Annotated in this window: 20 protein-coding genes and 2 pseudogenes; 14 read left to right on the top strand and 8 right to left on the bottom strand. The window is 72.3% G+C overall.

Annotated elements, in window-relative coordinates; genetic code table 11:
* Window positions 1-141: 141 nt before the first annotated feature.
* From KUA19_RS13340 to KUA19_RS42720, 3 genes and pseudogenes are all read right to left on the bottom strand, one after another.
* The gene (locus tag KUA19_RS13340; RefSeq protein WP_217396273.1) at window positions 142-1,389 is read right to left on the bottom strand and encodes a flavin monoamine oxidase family protein; all 1,248 of its coding nucleotides are present in this window, start codon (window positions 1,387-1,389) and stop codon (window positions 142-144) included.
* A gap of 37 nt (window positions 1,390-1,426) precedes the next feature.
* Window positions 1,427-2,071: pseudogene (locus KUA19_RS42725) on the bottom strand (maleylpyruvate isomerase N-terminal domain-containing protein); the annotation flags it as partial.
* A gap of 39 nt (window positions 2,072-2,110) precedes the next feature.
* Window positions 2,111-2,527: pseudogene (locus KUA19_RS42720) on the bottom strand (ASCH domain-containing protein); the annotation flags it as partial.
* 110 nt (window positions 2,528-2,637) lie between these two features.
* Between KUA19_RS42720 and KUA19_RS13330 the strand changes: the two are divergent.
* From KUA19_RS13330 to KUA19_RS13320, 3 genes are read left to right on the top strand one after another with little or no spacing between them, the layout of a single operon-like run.
* A complete protein-coding gene (locus tag KUA19_RS13330) occupies window positions 2,638-2,952 on the top strand; it encodes a PadR family transcriptional regulator (protein ID WP_308167428.1) in 315 nt (104 codons plus the stop codon).
* Window positions 2,952-3,830, top strand: coding sequence for a hypothetical protein (locus tag KUA19_RS13325; protein ID WP_217396271.1), 879 nt, complete (start codon window positions 2,952-2,954; stop codon window positions 3,828-3,830). The genes KUA19_RS13330 and KUA19_RS13325 overlap by 1 nt, the downstream gene beginning before the upstream one ends.
* Window positions 3,831-3,879: 49 nt before the next feature.
* Window positions 3,880-4,638, top strand: coding sequence for a MerR family transcriptional regulator (locus KUA19_RS13320; RefSeq protein ID WP_217396270.1), 759 nt, complete (start codon window positions 3,880-3,882; stop codon window positions 4,636-4,638).
* 51 nt (window positions 4,639-4,689) lie between these two features.
* Here KUA19_RS13320 and KUA19_RS13315 read toward each other — a convergent pair whose 3' ends face one another.
* Genes KUA19_RS13315 through KUA19_RS13305 form a run of 3 tightly spaced genes read right to left on the bottom strand, consistent with a single transcriptional unit; the run spans window position 4,690 to window position 5,990 of the window.
* On the bottom strand, window positions 4,690-4,878 hold the full coding sequence (locus tag KUA19_RS13315) for a DUF1918 domain-containing protein (protein ID WP_217396269.1): 189 nt from the start codon (window positions 4,876-4,878) through the stop codon (window positions 4,690-4,692).
* Between the two features lie 49 nt (window positions 4,879-4,927).
* A complete protein-coding gene (locus tag KUA19_RS13310) occupies window positions 4,928-5,479 on the bottom strand; it encodes a histidine phosphatase family protein (protein WP_217396268.1) in 552 nt (183 codons plus the stop codon).
* A 43-nt stretch (window positions 5,480-5,522) separates the two neighbouring features.
* Entirely contained in the window at window positions 5,523-5,990 is a 468-nt protein-coding gene (locus KUA19_RS13305; protein ID WP_217396267.1) for a GNAT family N-acetyltransferase, read from the bottom strand.
* Between the two features lie 60 nt (window positions 5,991-6,050).
* On the opposite strand from KUA19_RS13305, the gene KUA19_RS13300 reads away from it, so the two are divergent.
* The 4 genes from KUA19_RS13300 (at window position 6,051) to KUA19_RS13285 (ending at window position 8,668) form a co-directional block, all read left to right on the top strand.
* Entirely contained in the window at window positions 6,051-6,575 is a 525-nt protein-coding gene (locus tag KUA19_RS13300) for a DinB family protein (RefSeq protein WP_217396266.1), read from the top strand.
* A gap of 355 nt (window positions 6,576-6,930) precedes the next feature.
* On the top strand, window positions 6,931-7,284 hold the full coding sequence (locus tag KUA19_RS13295) for a hypothetical protein (protein ID WP_217396265.1): 354 nt from the start codon (window positions 6,931-6,933) through the stop codon (window positions 7,282-7,284).
* The gene (locus tag KUA19_RS13290; RefSeq protein ID WP_308167427.1) at window positions 7,281-7,934 is read left to right on the top strand and encodes a nucleotidyl transferase AbiEii/AbiGii toxin family protein; all 654 of its coding nucleotides are present in this window, start codon (window positions 7,281-7,283) and stop codon (window positions 7,932-7,934) included. Before KUA19_RS13295 ends, KUA19_RS13290 begins: the two co-directional genes overlap by 4 nt.
* 218 nt (window positions 7,935-8,152) lie before the next feature.
* On the top strand, window positions 8,153-8,668 hold the full coding sequence (locus KUA19_RS13285) for an NUDIX hydrolase (RefSeq protein ID WP_217396264.1): 516 nt from the start codon (window positions 8,153-8,155) through the stop codon (window positions 8,666-8,668).
* Here the strand turns inward: KUA19_RS13285 and KUA19_RS13280 are convergent.
* Window positions 8,665-9,600 (bottom strand): LysR family transcriptional regulator, encoded by a 936-nt coding sequence (locus KUA19_RS13280; RefSeq protein ID WP_217396263.1) that lies wholly within the window; start codon window positions 9,598-9,600, stop codon window positions 8,665-8,667. The two genes, KUA19_RS13285 and KUA19_RS13280, sit on opposite strands and share 4 nt — an antisense overlap.
* Window positions 9,601-9,676: 76 nt before the next feature.
* On the opposite strand from KUA19_RS13280, the gene KUA19_RS13275 reads away from it, so the two are divergent.
* The 4 genes from KUA19_RS13275 to KUA19_RS13260 all read left to right on the top strand — a co-directional run bounded on the left by KUA19_RS13275 (window position 9,677) and on the right by KUA19_RS13260 (window position 13,938).
* The gene (locus KUA19_RS13275) at window positions 9,677-10,357 is read left to right on the top strand and encodes a YqeB family protein (RefSeq protein ID WP_254549200.1); all 681 of its coding nucleotides are present in this window, start codon (window positions 9,677-9,679) and stop codon (window positions 10,355-10,357) included.
* 184 nt (window positions 10,358-10,541) lie between these two features.
* Window positions 10,542-11,243, top strand: coding sequence for a succinate dehydrogenase cytochrome b subunit (locus KUA19_RS13270; RefSeq protein ID WP_372451792.1), 702 nt, complete (start codon window positions 10,542-10,544; stop codon window positions 11,241-11,243).
* Between the two features lie 2 nt (window positions 11,244-11,245).
* The gene (locus KUA19_RS13265) at window positions 11,246-13,180 is read left to right on the top strand and encodes a fumarate reductase/succinate dehydrogenase flavoprotein subunit (protein ID WP_217396260.1); all 1,935 of its coding nucleotides are present in this window, start codon (window positions 11,246-11,248) and stop codon (window positions 13,178-13,180) included.
* 11 nt (window positions 13,181-13,191) lie between these two features.
* Window positions 13,192-13,938 (top strand): succinate dehydrogenase/fumarate reductase iron-sulfur subunit, encoded by a 747-nt coding sequence (locus KUA19_RS13260; protein WP_217396351.1) that lies wholly within the window; start codon window positions 13,192-13,194, stop codon window positions 13,936-13,938.
* 71 nt (window positions 13,939-14,009) lie between these two features.
* Here the strand turns inward: KUA19_RS13260 and KUA19_RS13255 are convergent, their stop codons facing one another.
* Complete coding sequence (locus KUA19_RS13255) at window positions 14,010-14,801, bottom strand: class I SAM-dependent methyltransferase (protein ID WP_217396259.1); 792 nt, start codon at window positions 14,799-14,801, stop codon at window positions 14,010-14,012.
* 137 nt (window positions 14,802-14,938) lie between these two features.
* Here KUA19_RS13255 and KUA19_RS13250 point away from each other — a divergent pair, with 137 nt between their 5' ends.
* The 3 genes from KUA19_RS13250 (at window position 14,939) to KUA19_RS13240 (ending at window position 17,068) form a co-directional block, all read left to right on the top strand.
* Window positions 14,939-15,382, top strand: a complete 444-nt coding sequence (locus KUA19_RS13250) for a VOC family protein (RefSeq protein ID WP_308167426.1) — start codon at window positions 14,939-14,941, stop codon at window positions 15,380-15,382.
* A 133-nt stretch (window positions 15,383-15,515) separates the two neighbouring features.
* Complete coding sequence (locus KUA19_RS13245) at window positions 15,516-15,923, top strand: YciI family protein (RefSeq protein WP_217396349.1); 408 nt, start codon at window positions 15,516-15,518, stop codon at window positions 15,921-15,923.
* Window positions 15,920-17,068, top strand: coding sequence for an RNA polymerase sigma factor (locus tag KUA19_RS13240; protein ID WP_217396258.1), 1,149 nt, complete (start codon window positions 15,920-15,922; stop codon window positions 17,066-17,068). The genes KUA19_RS13245 and KUA19_RS13240 overlap by 4 nt, the downstream gene beginning before the upstream one ends.
* Window positions 17,069-17,093: the final 25 nt, after the last annotated feature.

The raw sequence follows: 17,093 nt of genomic DNA, 5'->3' as shown, positions 1-17,093 counted from the left end.
GCGGCAATAGCGGCATGTCTTCGTGCACCATCCCCGAAACTGCGGGTACATCGGGCCTGCGACGGCACCGGGCGGGCCCTACCCGGCGCGCCGGGCGGGGCCTGGCCGGTGTACCCCGCATGGCGGCCCGGGAGCGGCGGGTCAGGTGGCGCGGCTCAGGCGCAGGACCGCCGCATGGGCGTCGGCGACGACGTCGGCGTCCGGCCGGTGTCCGTGCAGCACGCGGGCCGCGTCACCGGCGGCGATCAGCGCCAGCACCGGCACACCGAGGCCGTCGGTCAGGTCGGCCCACTCGTTCCACGTCGGCCGATCCTCACCCCACCACAGGTAGCCGCCCGGCGACGCGGGCCAGAACCGCTCGCGGTAGCGCAGCAGGACCTTCTCCGCCTGCCCGGTGCCGATCCGCGCCAGGGCGAACGCGTGCCCGTCGGGCAGCGGCGGGTCCAGCGCGAGCGTCGGCAGCACCGCCAGCGGCACCGCGAGCACGGCCCGGTCGGTTCGCAGCCGACCCCAGGCTCCGTGCACGGTCACGCCGCCGGGGTCGGACGTCACGCCGGTCACCGGGTGGTTCAGCGCCACGTCGAGGCCGTCGGCGAGCGCGTCGCACAGCCGGGACAGGCCCGCGGGCACCCAGCGGTCGCCTTCGCCGACGCCGGGTTCGCCGAACGTGCCCCGCGCCGAGGCGGTGGTGAAGTCCAGCCCGGACTCCAACGTGATCGCGGCGGCCACCGCGTAGTCGAGCACCCGTACGCGTGCCGGGTCCAGCCGTGCCCGGTGCGCGGCAAGGACCTCGGCCACGGTCGTGTCGGCGTCGGCGGTGCGGGCGGCGGCGTGCTGGCGCAGTGCGGTCAGGGCTTCGTCGACGCCGGAGACCGGGCCGTCGGACGACAGCGGCAGCGGCGCGGCGAAGTCGGTCGCGACCGTGCTCAGGCGCAGGGCACGGGCCACGCGTGCCAGGGGATTGCGCGGGTACTGCTGCAGCCAGGCCGCGCCCAGGTCGGCGGTGACGCCGCCCAGGTCGACGCTGCGGATCCGGCCGCCGATCCGGTCGCGGGCCTCCACCACCCGCACCCGCTGGCCGTGTTCGTACAGCAGCCGGGCGGCGGCCAGTCCGGCGATGCCTGCCCCGACCACGGCGACGCTCTGGCCGGGGCGGGCGGTGCTCATTAGGTGCGCGGCGGCGGTACGGCCGGACTCGTACGCGCCGTGCACCATCGCGGGGCTGGTCGGGTGCACGCCCTCCCCGGCCAGCACCACGCGTTCGTCGACCGGGGCGGCGAGTTTCGCCCGGTCGGCGGTGGTGCCGCCGAGCAGCAGGCCGGTCCAGGCGCCGCGCGCGTACGGGTCGGTGCCCCAGCGCGACACCGCCCACGCCACCGGCCCTTCCACGGCGCACCTCCTTCCGCCAGTGTGCCGGGTGGACGGGTCAGCTCGGAGCCGTGGTCAGCCAGGTGGTGCCCAGGTCGTCCAGCCCCTGGCGCTGGGCGGCGGTCAGCGTGGTACGTCCCGTCGCCGCGCGCAGCAGACCCGGACGGTCGGTGGCCAGCAGCGACGCGACGGTGTCGGCCTGCGGGCCGAACAGCAGCCCGGCGACGACGTCGGCGGCCCGCGGGGTCAGCCACGGGGCGACGCCCAGCGCGTCGGACAGGTCGAGGCCGTGCACGGCCAGTTCCACGACCCGGGTCACCTGGAAGTCGGTCAGCCGCATCGGGTCGCCGTGGCGGGTGGTGACCAGGCGCGGCGCCGTCGCGGCGACGCGGGCGGCCACTGCGGCGCACTGCTGCTCGCACCAGTCGATCAGCTGCGGGCCGGTGCGGGCGGCGGCGAACTCGTGCGCCAGGTCGACGCGGGCGTTGTCGGCCTCGGGGGCGAACCGGGCGTCGGGGGCGTAGTAGCGCGGGGTGCTGATCGGCACGGCTCGCGGCGGGTCGGCGTCGAGCATGTCCAGGGTCCGGGACACCGCGATCGCGGTGTGGGCGAGTTCGTCGCGCACCGACCAGGGCGGGCAACAGGTGGGCCGGTCCAGGTCGGCTTCCGGTACGGCGCGTAGCCCCGCCACCAGTGCCGCCGCCTCGGCGGTCAGTGCCGCGTTGACGGTCGCCGCGTCGGGGATCAGTGACACCAGCCGGAACCGGTCGGCCACGCAGACGGTGTCGTCGTCGACGGTGAACCCGGGATCGCCGAGGTGGGCGCGCATCTGCTCGCCGTGCCAGAACCGTTCGTGGCCGGCGCGCCACTGTGCGACGGTCTCGTAGCCCTCGCCTTCGGCGATCGCGTGGACGAGGTCGACGTCGGCGAGCCGGATCAGCCGTACGTCGGTGTGCTGCAGGATCGCCAGGGGTTCGCCCGCCGAGTCGATGAGCACGCTGCGCTCGCCGGGGCGCGGCAGGGGTTCGCCCTCGTGTTCGTATTCGGTGCGCAGGCCGGTGGAGGAGGTCTTGTGCCCGGCGAGGATCGCGGCGACGAGCTGGTCGCGCAGCGGTCCGGGGAACGCGAACTCGGCCGGGGGCAGGTCGGCATAGGTCACGGCGCTGAGCCTAGACCGGCGCCGGTGATGGCGGCCGGATCACCGGCCCTTGACCGCGCCTACTACGCGCTGCGATGCTACGCGGAACGTAGTAGAGACGAGGTGGTGTCGTGGCCGGACTGTCCGACCTGGGGCGGTTCTCCGAACCGGCGATGTATGTGCTGATCAGCCTCGCCGAAGGTCCCAAGCACGGGTACGCGATGCAGGACGACATCGGCGCGCTCACCGGCGTCCGGCCCGGACCCGGCACCCTCTACGGCGCGGTCCGGCGCCTGGAGGAGCACGGCTACATCGAGGCGCTGCCCGAACGGGACCGGCGCAAGCCGTACCGGCTCACCGACACCGGCCGCGCCGCGCTGACCGCCGAACTCAACCGCATCCAGCACCTGGCCGGCACCGGCCTGCGCCGCCTGGCGGTGGCCTGATGCGCCGCCGCCTGAGCACGCTCGTGCTGGCCCTGTACCCGCGCCGCATCCGTGACCGCTACGGCGACGAGATCGCCGACCTGCTGCGCGACTCGCCCCGCCCGTGGCGGGATTTGGCCGACGTGACCTGGTGCGCCCTCGGCGACCGGGTCAGCCACCGAGCGGAGACGATCACGATGGCCCGAGTCCGCACCACCGCGCTGCGCACCGCCTGGCTGCTGGCGTCCCCGGCCGCGCTGACCGCGGTACTGGTCGCGTTCATGGCCATGACCGGCCCGGCGCTGTTCCTGACCGAACGGTTCACCCGCGTGGACCAGCAGGCCGTCCAGAGCGCGTACGCGGCGATGGTCCTGCCCGCCGCCGTGCTGGCGGGGCTGCTGGGCGCCTGGACCGGCCGCCTCGGCGTGGCCAGGCCGTGGTTGGCCGTACCCGCCGCGATGGCCGTGGGCCTGGTGGCGATCGCCGCGGTGCCCGACGCGGGGCAGATCCTCGGCGAGCACACCGGCGCCAGCGCGACCGCGATCGTGCTGTGGGCGGCGGGCACGGCCGCGCTGGCCCGCCTCGACCTGGCCCTGCGCGAACGCGGCGGCCCGCGCTGGGCCGCCCGCACGGTGGGTGCCCTGGTCGTGCTCGAACTGGCCACCATGACGTACGTGCTGGTCAGCCTCGACCCGGTCCGCGCACCCCGGCAGCACGCCCTGCTGTGGTACCCCTCGGCCATGACTGCCCTCGACAGTGGCCTGGTCGACGGCGCGTACCTGCAACTCGCCGACGTGATCAAGGTGCTGCCCGCGATGCTGACGATGTGCACGGTGTTCGCCCTGACCGTGACCGCCTGGACGCGCGAATCGGCCCGCACCGCGCCGCAACCGGCTTGACCCTCACGTAACGGCAGGCCGCAGCCTTGACCGCGGAAGGGAGAGAACCGTGGCCTACACCGTGGGAAAGGTCGCCGAACTCGCCGCAGTGACCGTGCGTACGCTGCACCACTACGACGAGATCGGCCTGCTGTCGCCAAGTGGGCGCTCGCACAGCGGCTACCGCCGCTACGACGACGCCGACCTGGAACGGCTGCAGCAGATCATGTACTACCGGGAGCTGGGGTTCTCACTGGAAGAGATCGCGACCATCCTCGCCGATCCGCAGTCCGACGCGACGGCGCACCTGCGCCGCCAGCACGAACTGCTGACCGGGCGCATCAAACGGATGCAGGAGATGGTCACCGCGATCGAGTTCGCGATGGAGGCAAACAAAGTGGGAATCCAGCTCACCCCCGAGGAGCGCTTCGAGGTGTTCGGGGAGTTCGACCCCGACGCGCACGCCGAGGAGGCGCAGCAGCGCTGGGGCGGCACCGACGCCTACCAGGAGTCGGCCCGGCGTACCGCGCGGTACAGCAAGGACGACTGGCTGCGGCACAAGGCCGAGAACGAGGACTGGGGCGGACGCTTCACCAGCCTGATGGACTCCGGCGCGGCCGCCGACAGCCCGGCCGCGATGGAACTGGCCGAGGAGCACCGGCAGATCATCAGCCGCTGGTTCTACGAGTGCTCGTACGAGATCCACACCGGTCTGGCCGACATGTACCTGGCCGACGAGCGGTTCACGGCCACGTACGAGGCGATCAAGCCGGGGATGGCGCAGTTCCTGCACGACGCCATCCACGCCAACGCGGTCAACCGCGCGTAGGCGCCCCTGACCGGTCTGCGGTCCCGCGCACCCCGCGGGACCGCAGACCGGTCAGTTGTCGGACTTGATGTGGGTGTCCGGGCCCGGGTAGAGCAGGCCCTCGTGCTGGTCGTCCTCCCAGCGCACCGTGTACGGCGGGCTGCCGTCCTCGTGCGGCACCGCGATGATCACACCGATGCGGCGGTGGTCACCCACGTGCGCACCCTCGACGATGATCGTGTCCCCGATCTTGGCCTTCATGGGGCTCACCTCCTCGTCCATTGTCCGGTCGGGCGGGCCGGTACGCAGGTCAACGCCGCCAGGCCGTCGGCAGCTCGTACTCCCAGCCGGGCTGCCACGCGAACGGCGCCGACACCAGCCGGTGCAGATCGGCGCCCTCCAACAGCACCGCCAGCGCGTGCCGGTTGGCCGAATGGGCGATCAGCACCAGCCGCTGCCCGTCGTGCCGGTCCGCGAGCTCCTCGAGCAGCTCGGCGGTACGGTCCACGACCTGCCGGTAGGACTCCCCGCCGGGAAACGGCGTGTCCACCCGCTGCGGCCGCTCCCGGTCCAGGCGGTGCACCGGCATCCCGTTGAGCTGCCCGTAGTCACATTCGCGCAGCCGGGCGTCCAGGCGGATCCCGATACCGCGGGCACCGAACGCGAGCTGCGCGGTCTGCACGGCCCGGTGCAGGTCGGAGCAGTAGACCAGGTCGACGCCGTCGTCGCGACGGCGTCGCGCCAGGTCGGCGGCGTCGCGCAGGCCCCGCTCGGACAGCTGTCCCGGCAGCCAGCCGGTGGCGATACCGGCCTCGTTGTCGGTGGTCGTGGAGTGGGTCTCGTACACCAGGCGCACGCTCATACCGTCTGCACGCCGACGCCACGGCGCCCGGTTCGCAGCCGGGTCAGGCCAGCTCGCGCACCCAGCGCAGCGGCGAGGTCGCGGTGAAGCCGAGCCGGGCCAGCACCGCGGCGCTGGGCGGATTGTCGAACTCCAGTTCGGCCACGACCCGCCGCGCCCCCGCCGCGGCGGCGGCCTCGACCAGCGCGGACGCGGCCTCGGACGCGTAACCGTGGCCGCGGGCGGACTCGGCCAGCCCGTAGCCGATCTCGACGGTGCCGTGCTCGTCGGGGGCGCCGTGGTAGCCGACCCCGCCGACGAACAGGCCGCTGTCGCGGACCTGGATCGCGTACGGCACCCACAGCCCGCCCGGCGCCCCGGCCCGCAGGTACATCCGGGCCGTGTCCTGGTCGCCCGCGAACGGGAAGTCCGGCGCCCAGCGCGGGTCGCGGGGCTGCCCGTCGGCGATCATCGACGCCAGGATCGGGGTGTACGGGTGCAGCACCAGCCGCGCGGTCTCGATCACAAGCACCGCAGCCTACCCGCGCGCGGGGGACAGCACGCGGGCGCGCCGTCGGCGAGGATGGCAGCCATGACGTGGACCGCCCCGCAGATCACCCGCACCGACGAACCGTTCATCGGCTCCGAGCGCACCATCCTGGACGGATACCTCGACTGGCACCGCACCACGCTGCTGCACAAGTGCGCCGGGCTGACCGGCGAGCAGCTGTGCCAGGCTTCGACACCGCCGTCGAACCTGACCCTGCTGGGCCTGGTCCGGCACATGACCGACGTGGAGCGGGGCTGGTTCCGCCGCCGCGTCGCCGGGCAGCAGATCGAGTCGCTGTACTCCCACACCGACGGCCGAGGCGGTGCCTCGTTCGACCTGATCGACCCCGCTGACGCCGCCGGTGACCTCGACCGGCTGGTGCAGGAGTGGCAGCACTGCCGCGACGCCGTCGCCGACCTCGACCTGACCGCCGAGTTCGTCCACGAACGCAGCGGCGCCAGGATGTCGCTGCGCTGGGTGTACGTCCACATGATCGAGGAGTACGCCCGCCACAACGGCCACGCCGACCTGCTGCGTGAACGCATCGACGGCACCACCGGCGCCTGAACCGAAAGAACCGACTTCCGAAACCTCCCGGACCTGCCTTTCGTCAGGTGCGCGGCTGTTCGGCCTGCGGGATCGTGGGAACTGCCGGTGCTCGCACCGCCACCGGCAGCCCCGCACCCAGCAGGGCGGCGGCCGCGACAGCGGCTACCACCGGGGCCCGCACTCGACCTACTGCGCGATCGTGGTCAAGGCCGCCCCGGCCCGCTGAAGCCGACGCCGGTACCTCTCCACCGGCGTCACGCACCCGGGCCGCACGCCTCGCGGCCCGGGTGCACTCATGCGGTGACCTGCGCGACCGTACCCGTGGGGGCGTACGTCATGTCCCGTACGCGGCAGACCCGCTACGCTTCGCAGTGTGGACCGCCGCGACCGACGCGCCGCGGCCGCGCCGCAGCAGGCGCGGCCGGGTCGTCGTGCTGTCGTCGTGTCCGACCTCGACGAGCTGCGCGGCCCGACCGGCGGCGTGGTCGAGCTGCCGCACCGGCTGTTCTGGCAGCCCGACCGTGGCGTCGACCTCGCCGACACGCACCTGCTGACCTGGTTGTACGAGACCGTGCTGCGCGAGGCCCGCACCGGCGCGGAACTGCGCACCTGGCTGCACGGGCCGACCCTGGTCCGGCTGTGGCCCGACCTGTTCCTGCCCCGCGGCATCCGCCGCGCCTGGGAGGAACGCCACCCGCAACTGCGCACCCAGGTTCCCGCGTCGTGACCGGCGGCGCGCAGGCGCTGCAGCACGACGTCGCCCGCATCGCCCTGTCGGTGGCACGCGCCCACGGGTTCGCCCTCGGCGGCGGGCACGCCCTCAACCTGTACGGCATCGTCCACCGCGGCACCGAGGACGTCGACCTGTTCACCGACGTCGACGGCGGGGTCCGTGCCGCCGGGGCCCTGGTCGCCGCCGCGCTGGCCGACGCCGGACTGCACGTCACCACCTACGGCGACGACCTGGGCGAGGTGTTCGACGGGCTCGACGACGAGCTGGTCGAATTCGAGGTGACCCGGGGCGCGGCGGTGATGCGGCTGACCCTGGCCCGCTTCGACCGCGAACGCGGCCCGGTCGTCATGGACGTCGGGCCGGTGCTGCACCTGGACGACGTACTCGGCGGCAAGGTCGCCGCGCTCGCGGCCCGCGCCGAGCCCCGCGACTACGTCGACGTGGCCGGGGCGCAGCGCCGCTACGACCGGCAACAACTCATCGAACTGGCGCAGCGGGCCGACCCGACGCTGACCGGCGACGACTTCGCCGCCGCGATGCGCCGCCTGGACCGCCTCGACGACTCCGTCTGGCAGCACCTGTACGGCCTGAGTCCGCAGGCGTGCGCGGCCGTGCGGGCCGCGTTCGCCGACTGGCCGCGCTGACCGGTCCGGGCACCGCGCTCGCAGGCCCGGACCGTGGCCTTACCGCCAGCGCGAACGAGAAGCCACCGGCGATCGCCGCGACCCGGGCCAGGCCGCTCACCGCCCGTCCAGCGGTACCACGGCGGGTTCGGCCTGGCCGAACCGTTCGCGGCGGTGCTGCGCCAGGTCCTGCGGGGCTGAGCGGCCTCGGCCCGACCGCGGCTGCTTGGATGGACGCCATGACCGAGCAGCCGCGGTCGGCGGACGAGATCCTCGACATCGTCGACGAGCACGACCAGGTGGTGGGCCAGGCCCGCCGCGCCGACGCGTACGCGCGCAGGCTCATCCACCGGTGCGTGTTCATCCTGGCCACCGACGCCGACGGGCGGATCTTCGTACACCGGCGCACCGCGCAGAAGCTGGTCTTCCCGTCCTGCTACGACATGTTCGTCGGCGGTGTGGTCGGTGCGGGGGAGTCCTACGACGAAGCCGCGCGCCGCGAGGCGGGCGAGGAGTTGGGCGTGGTCGACCTGCCGCGGCCGGAGTACCTGTTCAAGTTCCTGTACGAGACATCCGAGCACGCGTGGTGGTCGGCGGTCTACCGGGTGACCGTGCCCGGACCGGTCGATCCGCAGGTCGAGGAGGTCGCCTGGCACGCGTTCCTCACCCGCGACGAGCTCGACGCGCGGCTGGCGCGGTGGGAGTGGGTGCCCGACGGCATGGCCGCGTGGCGGAAACTGGCCGCCCGCGCCTAGATCGGCTCCACCCCGGTCGGCAGGCGGCTCCACGCCGACTCCTCGTGCAGGTATGCCAGCAGCACCTCCCGCATCGCCCGCGCGGCGTGGGTGGGGGTGACGTCGCGACGGTGCGCCAGCGCGATGGTGCGCTGCACCCCCGGTGGGGCCAGGGGAGTGGACCGCAGCCGGGTCCGGCCCGACAGCACCATCGACGGTACGAGCGCGACCCCGAGCCCGGCCTCGACGAACCCGAGCACGGCGTCCATCTCGCCGCCCTCGATCGCGAACGACGGATCGAACCCGGCCCGGCGGCACGCCTCCAGGGTCGTGTCGCGCAGGTCGTAGCCGGGACGGAACATCACCAGCGGCTGGTGCTCCAGCTCCGGCAGCGTGAGCACCGGCGACTCGGTCGGCGCGGGCAGGGTGATGGCCGACGCGACGACCAGGCTCTCGCGCAGGATCGGCTCGGCCCGCAGCGCCGGATCGGTGCCCTGGTCGGGCAGCACGATCAGGGCCAGGTCCAGGCCGCCGCGGGCGAGTTTGCCGACCAGGTCCTGCGAGCCGCCCTCCTCCAGCAGCAGCCGTACCCCCGGGTAGCCCTCCTGGTAGCGGCGCAGCACCGGCGCGACCAGGCTGGTGCACAGACTCGGGGTGGCGCCCAGCCGCAGCCGCCCTCGGCGTACGCCGATGAGTTCCTGCACCTCCAGGCGGGCGGTCTCGACGTCGGCGAGGATGCGCCTGGCCCGGGGCAGCAGCGCCTCCCCGGCCGGGGTCAGCGTGATGTTGCCACGCGAGCGGGTGAACAGCGGCGCGCCCAGTTCGGTCTCCAGCACGTGGATCTGCTTGCTCAGCGACGGCTGGGTCACCCCGGCCTGCTCGGCGGCCTGGGTGAAGTGGCGCGTCTCGGCGACCGCGACAAAGTACTTGAGCTGCTGCAACTGCACACCCATAGCGTAGGGCCATCGTCGGAGCCCCGACGATGGCCGCGGCAACCGCCGCCGGCTGCCGCTGTCTAGGATGGCGCCCGTGCGGCAGCAGACCCGGGTCACCTATGACGGCATCGCGTGGGCGTTCGTGTGGGCGGGGTTTCCGCTGGCCGGCGCCGGAGTTGGCTGGCTGCTGCGGGCGGTGGCCGGTTGGGTGGCGGGCCTGGCCTGGGCGCCGCTGCAGGGCCCGTTCCGGCTGGTCGCCTCGATCCGCGAGCCGTACGGCACCCTCGCCGCGGTCGGCGTCGGCGCGCTGCTCGGTCTGGGCGTGGCGCTGCTGGCGACCCTGGAGGTGCTGGTCCTGGTCATCGACGACGATGCCGTGGCGCTGCGTCGGGGCGGGGTCGAACGGGCCCGGTTCGGGCGACCGGCGGTACGCGGCGTGTTCATCGACCTCAAGCACCTGGTCCTGCTCGGTGCCGATGGTGCCGAACTGGACCGGCAGGAGTGCGACCTGGACGTCGAGCGGGTTCGGGCGGCGTTCGAACGGCACGGCTACCGGTGGCTGCCCGGCGATCCGCACGCGGCGCACTACCGGCGCTGGGTGGACGGCGACCCGGACCTGACCGGTCCCGCCGGTGCGTTGCTGCGGGCCCGGCAGCGGGCCGTCGACCGGGGTGAGGACCGCGACCGCGACGAGTTCCGGGCCGAACTGGCCAGGTTGGGCGTGGTGGTGCGGGACGAGGGCAAGCGGCAGTACTGGCGCTCGCAGGGACAGTGAGTTTTCCCACCTGCTGAGGTGTGCCTCACAGGCCGGTGACGCGTTGCGGCGGCGAAGCGGCATCTGGGGACCCTGAATGCACGCTGAAAGATCAATTGAAGCTGTTTCAGTATGGCGTACGGCTATCGACTGGGCCCGTGTCATGCATTGGACGCCTGATCCACAGCGTCCTAGCCTGCGAGACGTGGCAGTAGCGAATCAGACCCTCGCCCGACCTGGACTTCTGCGGTCCACGGTCGGCCAGAAGGTGATCATGGCGGTTTCGGGAGCACTCCTGGTGCTCTTCCTCCTCGCGCACATGATCGGCAACCTCAAGATCTTCTTTGGCGCGCAGACGTTCGACTCGTACGCGCACTGGCTGCGCGAGATCGGCGAGCCGATGCTGCCGTACTCGGCGTTCCTGTGGATCCAGCGCGTCGGCCTGCTGGTCGCCATCGTCGCCCACATCTGGGCCGCGACGGTGCTGACGATCCGCGCCAAGAAGGCCCGGCCGGTCAAGTACGCCCACCGCAAGCCCGTCCAGGGCTCCTACGCCGCGCGCACCATGCGCTGGGGCGGTGTGATCATCGTGCTGTTCGTGGTCTACCACATCCTCGACCTGACCACCCGCACCATCAACCCGGTCGCCGACACCAGCAAGGCCCACGCGGCGGTCACCGCCGACTTCGCCCCCGACCGCTGGTATGTCACCGCGTTCTACGCCCTGGCCGTGCTCACCCTCGGCTTCCACCTGCGGCACGGCATCTGGAGCGCGCTGCAGACCCTGGGTGTCAGCAACGACCGCCGCGAGAAGGCCCTCAAGGGCGTCGCGCTGGCCGTGGCCGCGGTGATCGTCGCCGGGTTCCTCTCCGTCCCGTTCGCCGTACTCACAGGGCTGGTGAAGTGACCATGTCGGACTACTACACCCTCGGCGACCCGGTCGCCGACACCAAGGCGCCCGAGGGCCCGATCGAGACCCGCTGGGAGCAGCGCCGCTTCGGCGCCAAGCTGGTCAACCCGGCCAACAAACGCAAGCTCACCGTCATCGTGGTCGGCACCGGCCTGGCCGGCGGCTCGGCCGCGGCGACCCTGGGCGAGCTCGGCTACCAGGTCAAGTCGTACTGCTACCAGGACTCCCCGCGTCGCGCCCACTCGATCGCGGCCCAGGGCGGCATCAACGCGGCCAAGAACTACCGCAACGACGGCGACAGCGTCCACCGGCTGTTCTACGACACCGTCAAGGGCGGCGACTTCCGCAGCCGCGAGTCCAACGTACACCGCCTGGCGCAGATCTCGGTGCAGATCATCGACCAGTGCGTGGCCCAGGGCGTCCCGTTCGCCCGCGAGTACGGCGGCCTGCTCGACACCCGCTCCTTCGGCGGCGCCCAGGTGTCGCGGACCTTCTACGCCCGGGGTCAAACGGGCCAGCAGCTGCTGCTGGGCGCGTACCAGGCCCTGGAGCGCCAGATCGCGGCCGGGACTGTGCAGATGCACGACCGGCACGAGATGCTGGAGCTGATCATCGTCGACGGCCGCGCCCGCGGCATCGTCGTACGCGACCTGGTCACCGGTGAGATCAGCACCGAGTTCGCCGACGCGGTCGTGCTCGCCTCCGGCGGCTACGGCAACGTGTTCTTCCTGTCCACCAACGCCAAGGGCTGCAACGTCACCGCGTCGTGGCGGGCGCACCGCAAGGGCGCGCTGTTCGCCAACCCGTGCTACACGCAGATCCACCCGACGTGTATCCCGGTCTCCGGCGACCACCAGAGCAAGCTCACCCTGATGTCGGAGTCGCTGCGCAACGACGGCCGGGTGTGGGTGCCCAAGGCCAAGGGCGACGCCCGGGTCCCGGCCGACATCCCCGAGGACGAGCGCGACTACTACCTGGAGCGCATCTACCCGGCGTTCGGCAACCTGGTGCCCCGTGACATCGCCTCGCGCGCGGCCAAGAACGTCTGCGACGAGGGCCGTGGCGTCGGCCCCGGCGGCCTGGGCGTGTACCTGGACTTCGCCGCCGCGATCAACCGCCTCGGGCGTGACGCGGTCGAGGCCAAGTACGGCAACCTGTTCGAGATGTACCAGCGCATCACCGGCGAGGACCCGTACACCACGCCGATGCGCATCTACCCGGCGGTGCACTACACGATGGGCGGGCTGTGGGTCGACTACGACCTGCAGTCGACCATCCCGGGCCTGTTCGTGATCGGCGAGGCGAACTTCTCCGACCACGGCGCCAACCGGCTGGGCGCCTCGGCGCTGATGCAGGGACTGGCCGACGGCTACTTCGTGCTGCCCAACACCATCGGCGACTACCTGGCCGCGGGCCCGTTTCCGAAGCTGGACGGCGAGAACTCGCAGGTGGCCGAGGCCCGCAAGCAGGTCGAGGAGCGCATCGAGAAACTGCTGTCGATCAACGGCGACCGCACCGTCGACTCGTTCCACCGCGAGCTGGGCCGCATCATGTGGGAATACTGCGGCATGGAGCGCACCGACGCCGGGCTGCGCAAGGCGATCAGCGAGATCCGTGAGCTGAAGGCCGAGTTCTGGCAGCGGGTGAAGGTCCCCGGCGACGGCGAGGGCCTCAACCAGTCGCTGGAGCGCGCCGGCCGGGTGGCCGACTTCTTCGAGCTGGCCGAGCTGATGTGCATCGACGCGCTGCACCGCGAGGAGTCGTGCGGCGGGCACTTCCGGGCCGAGAGCCAGGACGCCGACGGCGAGGCCCAGCGCGACGACGAGCGGTTCAGCTACGTCGCCGCGTGGGAGTTCACCGGCGACAGCCCGGTCCTCCACAAGGAGGACCTGACCTTCGAGTACGTACACCCGAGTCAGCGGAGCTACAAGTGACCCAGAAGTCGATGAGCCTGAAGCTGCGCATCTGGCGGCAGGCCGACGCCCAGGAAAAGGGCGCCATGGTCACCTACCAGCTGCAGAACGTCTCCCCGGACATGTCGTTCCTGGAGATGCTCGACGTGCTCAACGAGCGGCTGACCCTCGACGGCGAGGACCCGGTCGCCTTCGACCACGACTGCCGTGAGGGCATCTGCGGCATGTGCAGCCTCGTGATCAACGGTGTGCCGCACGGGCCGGAGAAGGCGACCACCACCTGCCAGCTGCACATGCGGCATTTCAAGGACGGCGAGACGATCGACATCGAGCCGTGGCGGGCCAAGGCGTTCCCGGTCGTGAAGGACCTGGTCGTCGACCGCCGCGCGTTCGACAAGATCATCCAGGCGGGCGGGTACATCTCCGCGCCGACCGGCTCGGCCCCCGACGCGCACGCCGCCCCGGTGCCCAAGGCCGACGCCGACGCCGCGTTCGAGGCCGCGACCTGCATCGGCTGCGGCGCCTGCGTGGCCGCGTGCCCCAACGGCTCGGGCATGCTGTTCACCGCCGCGAAGATCACCCACCTGGGTCTGCTGCCGCAGGGCCAGCCCGAGCGCGACACCCGCGTCATCGACATGATGCACGCGCACGACGAGGCCGGGTTCGGTGGCTGCACCAACACCGGCGAGTGCACCTCGGTCTGCCCGAAGGGCATCCCGCTGCAGGCCATCGCCCAGCTCAACAAGGACTTCCGGCACGCCCTGCGCGCCGCGTCCTGACCCGTACGGCCGACACAGGGCCGCGCCCGTCCGGTTGACGGGCGCGGCCCTGCGCACATCCGAGGCGGGCCTCAGCCGGGTTTGCGGCCCGACCAGACACCCGTGGTCCGCCGCAGGACCCGGTCGTCTTCGGCAAGCTCCAGCACCCCGCGGTAGAACTCCTGCCGCCGGTCGTCGGGCAGGGCCTCGATGAACGCCCGGTAGCCGTGGCTCATCGCCCACTGCCACAGCATCTCGCCGTCCCGGAACGTGATCGCGACCTGCGCACTGTCCTCGCGCAGATCCACGAAGCCCGCCTCCTCCAGCAGGTCGGCGGCGTCGACCGGCCGACCCATGCCCGCGTCCGGGTCCAGGTAGGCCGCGAACCGCCCGAACAGGCCGTTCAGGCGGCTGCCGAGCGAAGTCTCGTCGGCGACCGACGGTGCGCCACCTCCGCCGCCGGTACGGGCGCTGCCTCCGGTGAACGCGAAACGCCCACCCGGGGCCAGCACGCGGTACGCCTCGGCGACTCCGGCGGCCGGGTCGTCCAGGACGTGGATGACGAACGAGGAGCCGACGAGATCGAAACCTCCCTCCGGCAGCGCAAGCGCCTGCACATCCATCACGTGCGCCGTCACTGCCGGGTAGGCCGCGGTCAACCGCTTGACCATCGCCGGTGACGCGTCGACGGCCGTCACGACACAGCCCCGCGCCAGGGCCGGTGCGGTCAGCGCACCCCGCCCGGAACCCAGGTCCAGGAACCGGCACCCGGCGGGAGGATCAAGCACCTCCATGATGGCGGTGCCGAACTCGGCGAAGAACGGGGCCACCTGGTCGTACTCGTCGGCGACCCGGTCGAAGAGCTTCCATGCTGGTTCTGCCACGGCAGGCAGTCTCACGACGACGCCGCATCCGCGCAAACGCTTTTCCGCGCGTTTCGGGGTGTCGAGAATGCGGCGCCGGCTCCGTCCCGGGTATATCAGTGGCACGACAGGCCACGCGACGAAGAAGGAGCACCACCGTGACGATTCAGCGGATGGACAACGTCGGCATCGTCGTCGACGACCTCGAGGCCGCGATCGCGTTCTTCGTGGAACTCGGCATGGAGGTCGAAGGCAGGGCGCGGATCGAGGGCGGCTGGGCGGACCGCACCGTCGGACTCGACGGCATCCGCTGCGACATCGCGATGATGCGGACCCCGGACGGGCACGGGAAGCTGGAGCTGGCGAAGTACCGCAACCCCGAGGCGATCGGCGCCGAGCCGAAGAGCCCGCCGCCCAACACCGTCGGCCTGCACCGGGTCATGTTCGCCGTCGACGACATCGACGACGTCCTCGCCCGCCTGCGCGGCGCCCACGGCGCCGAACTGCTCGGCGAAGTGGCACGGTACGGGGACAGCTACCGGCTCTGCTACCTCCGCGGCCCCGAGGGGATCATCGTCGCGTTGGCCGAGCAGCTCAGCTGACGGCCCGGCGCGACCGTTCGGGTGAAAATCCGCCCGGAAAACGTCGCGGCGGCATGTCGAGAAACCACGTGCGGCTCCGTCCCCGGTGGTGAACACGGCCACAATGGGTCGTACCGCACCAAGGAGGAACATGATGGCCAAGTACCTGCTGCTCAAGCACTACCGGGGCGCGCCGGCGGCGGTCAACGACGTGCCGATGGACCAGTGGGCGCCGGAGGAGGTCGCGGCCCACATGCAGTACATGCGGGACTTCGCCGCTCGGCTCGAGGGCACCGGTGAGTTCGTCGACGGCCAGGCACTGTCGCCGCAGGGGACGTTCGTCCGCTACGACGGCGAGGGGCGGCCGCCGGTCACGGACGGCCCATTCGCGGAGACCAAGGACCTGATCGCCGGCTGGATGGTGATCGACGTCGACACCTACGAGCGGGCGCTCGAGCTGGCCGGCGAGCTGTCCGCGGCGCCGGGTGCGGGTGGCAAGCCGATCCACGAGTGGCTCGAGGTGCGCCCGTTCCTGTCCGAGGCGCCCACGGTGACCGAGTGAACGAGTCGCTGCTGCGGGAGCTGGTGCCCGCGGTGATCGGAGTCCTCGTCCGCCGCGGAGCCGACTTCGCGGCGGCCGAGGACGCCGTCCAGGACGCACTGCTCGAGGCCGTACGCGGGTGGCCGGACGACCCGCCGCGCGACCCCAAAGGCTGGCTGGTCACCGTGGCCTGGCGGAAGTTCCTCGACGTCGCCCGCGCCGACGCTTCCCGGCGACACCGTGAGATACGCGTCGAGGTCGAGCCCATGCCCGGCCCGGTCGAGGCGGTGGACGACACGCTGCGGCTCTACTTCCTGTGCGCGCACCCGTCCCTGACCCCGGCCTCGGCCGTCGCGCTCACGCTGCGCGCGGTCGGCGGCCTGACCACGCGTCAGATCGCCTTGGCCTACCTCGTGCCGGAGGCGACCATGGCGCAGCGCATCAGCAGGGCCAAGCGGACCGTCTCGGGCGTCCGCTTCAACCAGCCCGGGGACGTCGCCACGGTGCTGCGCGTGCTCTACCTGGTCTTCAACGAGGGCTACTCCGGCGACGTCGACCTCGCCGCCGAGGCGATCCGGCTCACCCGCCAACTGGCGGCCAAGACCAACCACGAGGAGGCCGCGGGGCTGCTCGCGCTCATGCTGCTGCACCACGCCCGGCGCCCGGCCCGGATGAGCTCCGACGGCAGGCTCGTGCCCCTCGCCGAGCAGGACCGCGGCCGGTGGAACACCCGGCTGATAGCCGAGGGCGTCGACGTGCTCCAGGCGGCCCTCGCCCGCGACCGGCTGGGCGAGTTCCAGGCCCAGGCCGCCATCGCGGCGCTGCACGCCGACGCCCAGGCGGCCGAGGAGACCGACTGGGTGCAGATCGTCGAGTGGTACGACGAACTGGTGCGCCTCACCGACAGCCCGGTGGCCCGTCTCAACCGGGCTGTCGCCGTCGGCGAGGCCGACGGCCCGCGGGCCGGTCTGGCCGCGTTGGCGCTGCTCGACCCCGCGCTGCCCCGCCACACCGCGGCCGCGGCGTACCTGCACGAGCGTGACGGTGACCCGGTCACCGCGGCACGGCTCTACGCCGAGGCCGCCCGATCGGCGCCCAACCTCCCCGAACGCGACCACCTCACGCGACAGGCCGCACGGCTCAACGCGCAGCTGCGCACGGGTTGACCGGAACGCCCGAAACCCGTCCCGG

It is taken from the genome of Catellatospora tritici, from assembly GCF_019083965.1.
Taxonomy (GTDB): Bacteria; Actinomycetota; Actinomycetes; order Mycobacteriales; family Micromonosporaceae; genus Catellatospora; species Catellatospora tritici.
Note: the sequence above shows the minus strand (reverse complement) of the source record. Positions and strands in the feature narration are given on the sequence as shown.